4 protein-coding genes are annotated in these 12,636 nt (G+C 54.9%); all 4 read left to right on the forward strand.

Going from position 1 to position 12,636, the window contains the following annotated elements:
* Positions 1–524 precede the first annotated feature (524 nt).
* The 4 genes from BV034_RS16060 (at position 525) to BV034_RS16080 (ending at position 12,509) form a co-directional block, all read left to right on the forward strand.
* Positions 525–4,040: a hypothetical protein gene (locus BV034_RS16060; RefSeq protein WP_265593065.1), complete on the forward strand. Its 3,516-nt coding sequence runs from the start codon at positions 525–527 to the stop codon at positions 4,038–4,040.
* A 90-nt stretch (positions 4,041–4,130) separates the two neighbouring features.
* The gene (locus BV034_RS16065) at positions 4,131–5,519 is read left to right on the forward strand and encodes a hypothetical protein (RefSeq protein WP_265593066.1); all 1,389 of its coding nucleotides are present in this window, start codon (positions 4,131–4,133) and stop codon (positions 5,517–5,519) included.
* A 781-nt stretch (positions 5,520–6,300) separates the two neighbouring features.
* Positions 6,301–11,697, forward strand: coding sequence for an RHS repeat-associated core domain-containing protein (locus tag BV034_RS16070; RefSeq protein ID WP_265593067.1), 5,397 nt, complete (start codon positions 6,301–6,303; stop codon positions 11,695–11,697).
* Positions 11,698–12,143: 446 nt separating this feature from the next.
* Positions 12,144–12,509: a hypothetical protein gene (locus tag BV034_RS16080; RefSeq protein WP_265593068.1), complete on the forward strand. Its 366-nt coding sequence runs from the start codon at positions 12,144–12,146 to the stop codon at positions 12,507–12,509.
* The last annotated feature ends 127 nt before the right edge of the window (positions 12,510–12,636 follow it).

Here is a 12,636-nt window from a genome sequence, read left to right on the forward strand (position 1 = left end):
GATGGAAATACTATTGCAATTACATAGATGAATACTCTATCTTTAGGGAAATCCCCCAAATCATGTTGGCATTTCCTTACCTTAGGCGTGCTGTTTGTTTGCGCCGCCACGTCCTGATTTTATTTACTGGTGTCTCGCTGGTTGCGATGGCGGAGCCGTTGGCTATCGCTTCGGACAACTGGAATCCATCTGGGCAGGTGATCGGAGGAGGGTCTGCATCCGGACTCATCGATGCCGCGACTATTCCTGGCTCGCGAATCATCTCATCGTCTGCCACCGGTTTTGGAGTGACGAGTCCTCCTTCCGAGAGTCTCTATTTTGCTCACTTGGCTGGATCCTCTTCCACAGCCATCGCGTGGAAGACGCCTGACACATCTGGATCAGACCTTTCATCTGGTGCTCAGGCCGGGCTAATGTTGCGGGCGGGAACCGCGGCTTCCTCAGGGGCACCCTTTGTGTGGGCTGGCGTGCGACAAGGAGTCGCGGGAGTTCAACTGACGTGGAGACTTGTGCAAGATGGGCCTGTGAAGACAGTTGCTGGTGTTCTCTCCAGTACCGATTTTCCTGCGCGCAGTTGGCTGAAGCTAGAGCTGGTAGATGGGAGGGTTTTTCTCTCCTATAAGAAAGCCAGCGAGGCCGTAGAGGTTCCGTGGCATAAGCGACTTGCAGTGGAGTTTCCAGGCACAGGGAGTCTCAGTACTGGTCTGAGTTTGGTGAACAATGGTTCCGGTACCGCCACGCTTCAGGTTGCCAATCAAGACGTGCAGGTTGAGACAGCGAGATTTGGCAAACGTTGGAACCGTCTGATCGAGCCGCGTGGTGTCTTGGATTCGAGCGAGCCGGCGGATAGACTCAGTTACAAGGCCAGCAATTTTTTCTGGAACCCAATGTGGGGCACGCCAGATATTGTGGCGGAGAAGGTGGACGGCACTGGGGCAACTGCATACTCTGGGGGGGAGTATTGGAAGTGGACGCGCAATGCTTCTGATTGGGTATTGGATCCGAGCTTGGAAGATGGTGCCATCCTGACTTTCAATGACATCACCTTGAAGTCAGTGTCAGAGGAGGAGGTTGATCTTTACGCAAGATTCGGGGAAGTTGGGGCTGCAACTGCTAATCCCATGCTGCGTTATCTGTATTGGGATTGGGAGGTTCTGGCGAACGATGAACCCATCGCCGGGTTGCTGGGAGACGGGCTTTGGACCTATGTGAAATCGCTTCCCAAGGCAATCAATGGCAATTCGTTCTTCGAGATGGATCTAAGTTGGACCTTCAAAAAGGTTGGAGGCACGCTCAAGAACGAAGGAGCTCTGGATGGATTGCTCTTTGTTGGAAGCACCTACCATGCAGACGGAAACAATGACGGGGTGCCAGATGACTTTGGTGGAAATCTCGCTGGTTTGCTTGCTGCCAACGGAGACTTCGATGGAGATCGCCTTACCAATGTCGATGAATACACTCTTGGCTACAATCCTGGCATCAATGAATCTGGATATCCGGCGACGCTGACATTGGTGGCACCCACGCAGAACCCATGGCGTTTGGCAAAAGGACATTGGTCAAAACAACCAGCGCAGATTAAGGCAGTTTATCCCGGGACGACTCCTCCGATCCCTGTTCCCGGGTATGGCATTGAAATAGGTGCCTACGAAGAGAGAATTCGTTTTGCTGGCAATCCGAGTCTGGTCCCATCCTCTGGAAAACAGGTGGTGACCACGGGTCTGGATGGCGTGGCTAGTGTGTACCTGTGGCTCGAATCCAACTGTCCCGATTCAACATCTGGGCACGATGTGACGGCTCGGGGTTGGAACTACGACGGGCCCACCGGAGGCTATGCGAGTTTTGATGTCAAACCATACGACAACATCTCGCCGGGACCTCTTGATTTGCTGACCGCAAATCGAACGCTCACTCATGTAGGCGACGCTGGGGTGGAAAGTGCAGATCGGGTCGCAGTCTCAGCCGAGTGGATGACAAGTGGTGTTGTCGGCGCACCGGGGAGGGTTCTTCTTTCGAAGTGGGACGGCGTCCTTGGTCGATGGTTGCCACATCACTACCTGGAGCCGGTATCTGGGGCGTATTTGTTGGGGCTTGTCATGGATGGGGACTTGATGGTGCTGTCATCAAGCAACGGCTCTACGTTTACCTATCGACTATCAACTGATCGGCAGACTTGGACCTCGTGGGGAAGCGCCTTGACCTTTGCTGGCAACCTTGCGCTGCGCAACGGCCGTCTCGCTATCGGCAATCCGGATAACGCAGGGAGCGTCAAGGTCTACGAAAGAGGAACTTCGGCGTGGACATTGAAAACAACGTTGACGCCAACTTCTGGAGCGCACTCAGACAGGTTCGGAACGGCCGTGGCCTTCTCTGAGAGCGCCCAACGTCTCCTGGTCGGGGCACCCTCTGATGCATCGGGATGGGCGAATGGATACTACACGCCCTACGTGGGAATGACGCAGCAGATAGTGGAGCACTACGAATCCGTTTATGACTGGGTGATGGATGAATTTGGGAACATGAACTGGCAGCAGGTTGGTACTAACTATTGGACGGAAGTAGTGTTTGTATATGACCTGATTACACCGACTCCGCCAGCCGAGGCGTCGGTGTATATTTATGACCGTGGATCTGGTGGGGCATGGGTCGCATCGGGGCGAGTCTATTCTGCAACACGTGGATACATGGGTAGTAGCGGCAGTAGTGCACCTGCCTACATCACTGAACTTTTCGGTGCTTCGGTGGCTGCCAGTGGTGACTGGGTCCTTGTTGGGGCGCCTTACTATGAGAGTGGAGTCTACGTGCCATCAGGAGATCCATTGCCGCAAGGTGGTGTTTACGGGTTTAAGCACAATGGCACTCAGTGGAGCCAGACCGATGTTGAACTTCGCGCCAATCCGCTATTTGGCAGTCAAATGGTAACGGTGGATCAGCGGGCCTATGTAATCGCGAATCAGACAACCTATCCACCAGATCTGAACGGATTGCCTGCTTATGTTGCGGGACTGGAAATCTCCGCTTCTACTTTGGACTCAGGGACAGAGATTTCTGCATCCCCCGTCAATTATGCCAGTATCTCAATTTCACCCTCCGAACATGGGCTGGTGTTGCGTGACTCTGCGGGGGTCCATGAGTATGAGCTGTTGCCGACGCTTCCTTGGGATGCAACGGAGAACGCGCTCGCGGGCTGGCTGACGGTGAAGGACGGAGATCTGGCGAACGCCAATTCGACGTTCGAGGTTCTGGCCCTTTCGCTAGGTACCAGCGACCGTTGGTGGCTTGATATGACCACTCCGCAGTCCGGTGTGCCTACGAAGGATGCGGATCAGGTCTTGCCCAGGCCGGTGCGGGTGAAGGCCAATGCGGGCTTGGACGAGTTTGCGCCAGGAGCAGACTGGATCGAAGCTCGTGCTGAAGACTTGGCTGGGGACGTGTACGGTGAGCTGTTGGGTATTAGAATTCAGGGCGTCGTGCCTGGGGTGCCGGTCCTCGACAGTCTGAAGATACAATCTGGTCAAAAAGCATTGCTTGAGTGGAGTGCATCTACCGGAAACCCGTCGTCTTACATTATTGAGTCTGCTGATCAGTCAGCGGTCCAGGGTGCGATCGACAGCAATTGGGACAGCGAACAATTCGATACTTTGTTCACTGAGGTGGGCAGGACAGCTGGAAGCGCTTTGGATTGGATCTTCGGCTACGGTCCGCATTCGTCGAGCCCTAGCAACTGGCCAAAGTTTGCCTATCGGCTGAGGGCTCTGAACTCAGAGGGAATTTCTGCCGGGAGTAATTTCCTAACGCTGAATGTGGACGCTGATGCCGACGGGATACCTGATTGGTGGGAGGCTCAGTTTGGGGTAGACTTGGATCCCAATGGAAATCCTGATGGGGATGGGCTGTCCAATCTCGGTGAATTTCTCGCTGGAACAGATCCTAATCTCGCTGACACGGATGGGGACGGAATTAATGACGGCCCTGATTCTGACGACAACAACGATGAAGTCGGAGGCTTGAATTTCAATCTCTACACCCTCCTCGAGTAGGGTCGAGGGAGACGTGTCAGTCGAAGCTCGTAATTTTACGGATTCACTATGTCAATTTCTCGTCATTTCGTTCTGCCTGCTATGGTTTTGATGGCGGCACTGTCGACCCAGGCAGCCGATCCACCGGCTCTGGGAAAGGCTGCGCCTGCAGCGTCCCAGGTCAAGGCATCTGCCCAGCAGGGGGCTTTGACCCTGGTGTCACCCAAGCACGCCTATGAGACTGTCCTGCTGGACAGTTCTGGCAAAGAAGTTCACGTATGGACCTCGACTGCCCAAGGGGCCGGTGGCGTGCGCATGCAGAAGGATGGGAGCCTGCTCCGACTTGGTCGCATGCCGCTTCCGCCTCCGTTCGACAAGTATGGCTTGATGGGAGGTCGTCTCCAGATCCTGGGTTGGGATGACAAGGTGGAGTGGGACTTTCTGGATGCAGTGAGTGATCACATGGCCTATGGGGACGCCTTGGTGTTGCCCAATGGGAATGTGCTGACGGCCGTGTTGGAGCACAAGACTCGGGAAGAGTGCGAGGCGTTGGGGCGAAGGAGTGAGGACACCTCGGACACTGGCCTCTTTGTGCCGGGACTGATGGAGTTTCAGCGGAATGGGAAGAAGACGGGCATTCCCGTCTGGAAGTGGTCAGTGACACAACATGTGTATCAGGCACGGCATCCGAATCTCCCAGACTACTCCTATCCTCAGCCAAAGGCAGGACGGGTGGACGTTGGTATGCGTCCGTCTCCCAAGAGCCCAGTTTGGCTCATGCCCACCGAGATAGATCACCATACGGAGCATGACTTGGTCTTAATGGTGGTGGGAGGGCTTGGAGAGCTTTGGGTATTGGATCATTCTACCACCGCCGCCGAGTCCGGAACTTCACAAGGGGCTCGTCGGGACAAAGGTGGGGACATCTTGTTGCGCTGGAATGGCATGGGCGGCGTAAACACGGGACAGGCCAAGGGAGCGGTTCTTTCTGCGGAGTGGGTTCAGAAGTCGCCAGCAGGAAAAGGTCCTCTGATCACGGTCTTGAGGTTTGACGGCGTAAAGCAGGAGTTCTTGGCGGAGGAGGTGGAGTTGGACGAATCCAACTTTGAGGTTAAGGCCGTCACTCCCCTTTGGAATGAGAAGCGTGCAACTCAGGTTGCTGATGCCAAAGCAACACCCGTAGCGAAGGGGCCATCGGCTTTGTCTCGGGATCCGGTCAGTGGTTCATTGCTTTTGACCGACATCTTTTTCGGCAGTCTGCGCCGGACTGAGCAGGGAAAGGCCACATGGGATCATCAGAATACTCGCGGGAAGATCACGATGTCTTTGACCGTGGGTTCCAAAGGCGGGGAGGGGTGCTGTGGCGGTCAGCAAGGTAAAGCTGACGATACGGCTTCGACACCGTCTCCGGCAACAACGCCTCCTCCCATCAAACTCGAGGTCGCTTCGACGGTTAAGGCCCATTTGTATCCCAAAAACAGCTTGCAGCGCCAGCCCTAACAGAGAGCGTTTTTTTGAATTTCAAACCCCTATCGCATATCTCAAAATGAGCCGGATTCTGATTGGTTGCACCAGGAGCCTCTTGTCTTCACTGGCACTGGCATTGACGTTGTTGGCGGCGCGCACGACGCGCGCACAAAGTTCTTGCTCGGAGTGTGGTTCAATTACCTTCTCATTGCAGGCAAGTGGGGTTGGAAGCGTTTCGTTCGGCGGGGAAACTTGGACGTTGACGGATCCCAATGTTGGTTTGTCTATCGACGAGTTGAAGTTATCGGCAGATGCCGGGAATGAGATAGCATGGGAGATTAACTACACGTTGGGGGAAACGACTCCTCCCATAAATGTGCCCCTGCTCTCATTCGCGGCGTCGAGTTGTGGGATTTCGGTTGGCGCTTCCGTGAGTGCCTCGGAACGTGCTGCTTGCGACTACTTGGGCTTCCCTGGGGTATTGTGCCCCGGGTGGGACGGATCCCACTGCCCGGTTGACTGTTACCTCTACTACGGGGTGGTTGTCGATGAGCCGATCAAGCAAGGCAAGATAAAAGTGGTGGAGGATTCAGCTCCGAAGAATGACCCGGGCAAACCCGGGCCTCCGTCGCCTCAGTCTCCGCAAGGTCCCGAGGATCCTCCGACTTCCGTCGAGCAGCAAGTCAGCTTAGGCAGAGATTCTGCCGGGAAGCCTTTGGGAAGACTGAGATGGAGGATTGGGGTGGAGGCCACCTCCATAGCTGAAGGCTCCATTTTGCTTGAACGAGCGACGGCTGGTGGCGGAGTCGTAGAAATGACCTTCGCCAACGGCCGACGCCAGATCTTAAGTGGAGCTGTTCTGATCGACATTGTTCCCGTTGATAGCAACGATTTGGACAAGGGGTTTGTGCTAACAGCCTATCACTCTTCAGAAACCTCTTTTCCGACGAATGGGGATCCGGTGGCTCCCGTTTCAGCAAATCGAATATCTCAGGTGACGGTCGAGAAGGCTTCCATCTCCTTGAACTCGACGACGATTCCCGGTATTAAGACGCAAACGCAGGAGGTCGGTACTGAGCCCCAGATCTTTACGCTGTATTCAGCGCCAGATTCGAGTGGCGATGCTGGGGAGTGGGTGGAAGAGCGGGGAGCGGTTGCGGTACGTACTGTTCGTAGTCCTGTGGTCAGTGGTGTGCGCACCGAGGTGATCGAGGAGCAGCGTCGTATCAATGGCGGTACTACGTTCTATGTAGTGTCGAGAACAGAGAACACCTATCATGAATTTGCGTGGGGAGAAGAGTTGGTTGAGACAACGGTGGGAGATGGTGCCCAAGCCAAGGTGACATCGTATTCTTACTATGCGGAACCTCCAAAGCTCGCTGGCAAGCTCCATACGACGATTGAGTCGGACGGTTCATGGAGCCGTAATATCTACGACGAGACAACAGGGAAACTCCAGGCAGTCTATCGCCCCTGGTTGGATGCTGGTGGGAATGGCCCGTTGACGCATGCAGTTGTTGCAGCCATTCCTGCGAAAGAGTGTCGAGTTGAGGAGCGCCAACTCAATCTGAGCTATCCATACACTAGCATCGTCGTGTCAAAAGTGAAGGGCATGGTGTTGAGTCGGAGATTGACTTCTGAGCGCACACTCATTGACCCCGCGACGGGTACCTCTGTTGTCGAAGAGCGGACAGAAGTGATCCGTGCCGATGGTCAACGTGTGTCTGACAATCGGTCGGCCTATGAAAGAACTGTCAGTGGTGGAACGGTGCGGCGGGGGGGCACGGTCTATAGCCTTGCAGGCTCGGGTGAGCGCACGACCTATTCCAGCACCCTGGTGGAAGGTGCGTCACCTGTGCGTACGAGCACCAGGACAACCGGCACTTCTAGCCAGCCTTTTGGAGAGGCGTTGAAGAGTGTGCAGTCGAAGACGATCTCTGGTGTGGAGGGGGTTGCCCGCCAAGAGACTCTGGTTGCGACTGCGCCGGGGCAATACTCTCCTGCGGAGGTGACGACCTATGCCTACTCCTCCAGTAGTGGTGAAAGGACCGTCACCGAATCAAAAGACGGGGTGATTGCGCGGGTGTCAACGACTGCGACAGATGGGACGAGTACTGAAGTTGATGAAAATGGCATCGTGCGTATTATTGCGTTAGAGCCCCTCACGGAGACCGCTACAGTGACGCGTCAGGGCCTGGCGATCACGCACAATGCGGTTCCGTTGCACAACGGCACAGATCTGCAGATCGTGACGAGCTACCATCCCAGAGAGATTCCCAGCGGTGAAACGGAGCGTCCGAAGGGCTATATTTTGCGCCAGGAGCGCAAGGCAAATGGAGTAACCCTTTTGGACAACGATCAGGAGTATGATCACACTGGCGAATTGGTTGCATTGACCGACTCAGTTGGTCGTCGCACAACCTATGCTTACTCCACGCGAGTGGAAGGAGGGCGAGTGGTCACTGAAACGAGGCCGGACGGAGGCACCTCGATCAGCACCTACTTTAGAGATGGTCAACTGTACAGTGTTACCGGCACCGGCGTCGTCAATGAGTTTCATCGCTATGAGCCGCTGAATGGGAATTTAGTGGAGACGGTTAATACTGGTTCGGCTAATTCGCAACGCTGGGCGCGAACGATATTGGACGGCGGTGGGAGACTTGTTCGTCTGGAAAAGCCCGCGCAGGGTGGGCAATCCTTAGAAACCACTGCCAACATCTACAATGACAAAGGACAACTGGTTCGAATGGAGCGATCTGGTGGGCTTGCTCCTGTTCTCTACGAGTATGACGGTGCTGGGCGATTGTTTCGCCGGGGGATTGATCTCGATCTGGATGGCGTGCTAGGCGTCAATTCCGAAGATCCGTTAGAGGAGACAACAGCGTTCTACGAGCAATCCGGTGGGTTCTGGTGGCATGTGCAGCGACGAAAGATTTACTTGGGAATGGGTGGCGCTCGAGTGATTGATACGCGTCGCCGGCTTGGCGGGGGTCTTGATGAAGTGACGGAATCGATCGACGCCGGGCGCAAATCGGTGGTCTCCACCTCTGTCTCTCGCAGCCTGCGCAAGCGTGTGACTACGACTTCAATGCCAGGGGTGACAGCGGTTGGCGAGTACACGGACGTCAACGGAATGAGAATTCTGACCAAGAATGTTTCTGACTTGGCGGTGACGGTTTCGAGCTATGATTCATTTGAGAGACTGAAGAATACAAATGGTCCTGCTGGAAGTGTGACCTATGAATATGATCTGCAGGGTAGGGTGGATAGTGAGGCGCGAGTCGTTGGGACAGTCTCATGGGATGTGGACTACGAATATTGGCCAGCCTCCGGAGATGGAGCTGGTGAACTCAGTAAGGTCACTGCTCCAGTAAGCCAATTGAAGCCGGGCACGAGGGCTTCCACGTTCTATGCCTATGACGATCATGGTAGGCGGATCATGCAATGGGGTGAGGCAGTCTATCCCGTCAAACACGAGTTCAACGAATACGGCGAGATGACAACTATGCGGACGTTTCGAACTTTATTTGGCGTCGATGTGGAGCTTCTGGAGCTGGAGCAGGCCCCAAGCGGGCAGACTTCGCTCACCACTTGGATATACGATGAATCCAGTGGTCATTTGGTCGGCAAGAAAGATGCGGCCAATCAGACGGTCGGCTACGGCTACGATGGCGCAGGCCGTCTCGCGAACCGCACTTGGGCTCGCGGAGTGACGACTAGCTATCAGTATGATGGAGCAGGGAGGTTGATCCTGCAAGACTACTCCGACGCTACGCCTGATGTGTCATACGGGTACTATCGGCATGGATCTGTCAAAACACGTGTTGACGCCGCCGGGCTACATTCGTTCGATGGCTCTTCTCTTGATGGTTCTCCAACGAGAGAGATTGTCAGTTCCGTGGCAGGTAGTTCATCGCTCATGGCTGGGCTGACGTTCAATGCTCTGCAAGATAGTGTGGGGCGGCCTGCGGGGCACCATGGAGTCATTCAAATTGACGGGGGCCGGGCCTTGCCTCTGCAAGGAGTGCAGTATCAATACAATACGCAAGGCCTGTTGCACAAGGTCATTAGCGGGAAGCATGAGGTCTCCTATAGTCGCAGCTTGGTCTCCGGCAGGCATGTGCAGGTGCTGACCAGAACCACCACCCAAGCCGGATTGGCAGCATTTGACTCCCAGTACGTCACGGATCCCATTCTGGGTCGAATCAGTGCGATTCACGCTGTCAATGCCAACTTCGCAGCGACGTCACCTTTGCAGAGTCGAGTTCGAAGTGGACTTAGGATTGATCACAAAGAAGGTTCGTCACGGAGCTTCTGGCAGTATGACGTGGACAACCGCGGGCAAGTGGTGGATGCGCAGAAGCATGTGTATCTGACACCCACGGGGTCGACTGAATCTCTGATGGGGGGATGGGACAGTCACTATGCCTATGATGATATCGGGAATCGGGTGTCGTCGCGGTTTGGTGGAGTGGGACAGGTATCTGATCCCGTTGGGTCGGAGGTGATCACCTATGACACCAATGCGCTTAACCAGTATGAGTCGGTGGAGAATGCGCGTGCTGCTTTTGTTACCGGGTTTGCGGCGAATTCGACAAATCCCGCGATCCATACGAACGTAACCATAAATGGAGCATCACCAACCCGTGCTGGAAACTTCTACTGGCAGAAGCTGCAGCCCGCCGGGACCGGGCCGGCTTGGGAGGCGGTCAACTTCAGTGTCTCCAGAGGCAGTGGCAGTACCAGTTTCCAGCAACATCAGTATTTGCCCCCGGTGCTAGAAACGCTGAGCTATGACCTAGACGGCAATCTGACTGGGGATGGCCGCTGGACCTACGCTTGGGACGGGGAGAACCGTCTGGTGGGTATGATCACGCAGGCTGTGGCCGAGACGGCGGGCGTGCCGGGGCTGAAACTGACATTTTTCTACGATGGTCTGAGCCGCCGAGTGCAGAAGAAGGTGGAGGGGCGCACAACGTCGAGTGATCCTTGGGTCTTGCGTTCGGACACAAGATTTTTGTACGATGGCTGGAACGTGGTGGGCGAAGCGGAATTCCTGGCCACGGCGGAAGACGCCCCGCCGGACTTTGACGGTGGCGCAGCAGAGCCCTACTGGCGGCGGACCTATGTCTGGGGGGAAGACCTCAGTGGCGGTTTGCAAGGTGCCGGAGGCGTAGGTGGATTGCTTCTGATCAATCGACACGAACGTGGCAGCAAGCCGTTGCGGACGAGCTGGGCAACGAGTGACCTCAATGGCAACGTCATCGGACTGGTGGAGGGTAGTCTTAAGGCGGTGTATGAATACGACCCCTTCGGCAAGCCCTTGCGGGTAAGTGAGCCCGAGGAGGATCTAAACCCGTTCCGGTTCAGCACGAAGTACACGGATGTGGAAACGGGGTTGTGCTACTATGGCTACCGGTATTATGACGCGGTGAGGGGGAGGTGGATCAATCGGGATCCGATTGAGGAGCGGGGTGAGATGAATCTATATGGGATGGTGAAGAATTCCCCAGTCAACAGTTGGGACCTGCTCGGGTTGTATCCGGGTTTGCCAGGGCATGGTGAAACTATTTCTGCCGACCATTCCGCTCAGATGATTGACAATCTTCAGATCGAAGCCGACCGCGCAGCTGCAGCTCTCATTGCGGGCCGGGGAAAGCTTCCGCCGCTGACCAATCGGCGCTGGAATTCGATTAGGCTGCTTTCTGCTCGTAAGATGGGCGTCATGAGTAACAATCGGTTTGTATTCACGTGTAAGTATGGATGGATTGATCATGGGCATTATTTCAATAATGCTTTTCTCACCCATGAAATGGGCAAGGGGTGGACGAAGAGAGCTGCTGATAGGATGGAGGAACTCCAGGAAGAAGGTCTCTTTGGGTATGATAGCGCTTGGGGCCCTGAGGATCTTCAAAGCAATGAGTTGGGCAGGCAACTCGGTGAACGAGTTTTGGCCAACCAAGGTGTTCATGATGTCGCGGCAGACTGGCGTAAATTCCTGGTGGATGCTGGGGCTGTACGGTACGACAATATTTCGGACATTTCAAAGCAGGTGAGAAAGCTTATCGAAGCTGATAAGCGGGCGTTCCAATTGAACCCAAGAAGATACAAAACAATTGAGGCTGCTACAAAATGGCGAAAATCGAGTGCTTTGTGGCTGTGCCTATGTAATGAAGACACCCCAACAAGTGAAGAGATTGCATTTAAGTGATGGCACATGAAATCTATCTAACATGAGGAGTACTTATAGGTTGGGCATTTCTGTCGGTATTTTATTTTTACTAATATTCCGCCTCGATGACATTGTTATTTTTATTTCACTAAATCTTTTTAAAAATGAGTTTCCCGCTTTGGAACTGTTAATTGCCAATTATTTGAGGCTTCCAATCATAATTTTCCATGTGGTCTTTTCTCTAATGTGGATTTGCTGGCCAAGGAGCAAAAAGTGACAGCCTATAGCAGGCCGTGCCAATAGCTGCCATTGCGCAAAAATAAACACCCAAACAAGCGTCTCGTGAGCAGAGGCTTTATGGGCATGCCCTCTTACCATCCGAACGCGTCAACACACGGTCCCTCCACCATCCGTAAGCGTGACTCCGAGTGCCTTATGAAGTCGCTGGCATCATAGATGTCGAGGTTTGAAAAGTTATGACGTCTATGAGTACGACGTCATTGGTTTTGAAGCAGGACGGGCTGGGGCGGGTGCGCACTCCGGCAGCGCGACGAGAGGAACTGCTCGCGGAGTTCTCCCGCAGCGGCCTGAGCGGGGCGCGCTTCGCCACCCTGGCTGGCGTGAACTATCAAACCTTCATGAGCTGGGTGCACAAGCAAAACCGCCGCTCGGGCAGAGCAGTTTCAGCCCAGCGACCGCCTCGCTTTGTGGAGGTGATGGCCCCTCCTGTTGCGGAGCCGCCCCTGCCCCTGATCATTGAACTGGCTGCGGGCATCACCCTGCACCTTCATCACGCCAACCAGGTACCGCTGGCCGGTGAACTCCTGCGCAACCTCGCCCGCCCATGTTGAGCTTCACCGGCGGGCTCAAGATCTTCGTGGCCCTCGAACCCTGCGATATGCGCAAGGGCTTTGGCAGTCTCTGTGGGGCGGTGTACGACCATCTCAAAGAGGACGTGCGCAACCGGGCGCTCTATGT

The organism is Verrucomicrobium sp. BvORR034, assembly GCF_000739635.1.
Classification (GTDB): Bacteria; Verrucomicrobiota; Verrucomicrobiia; order Verrucomicrobiales; family Verrucomicrobiaceae; genus Verrucomicrobium.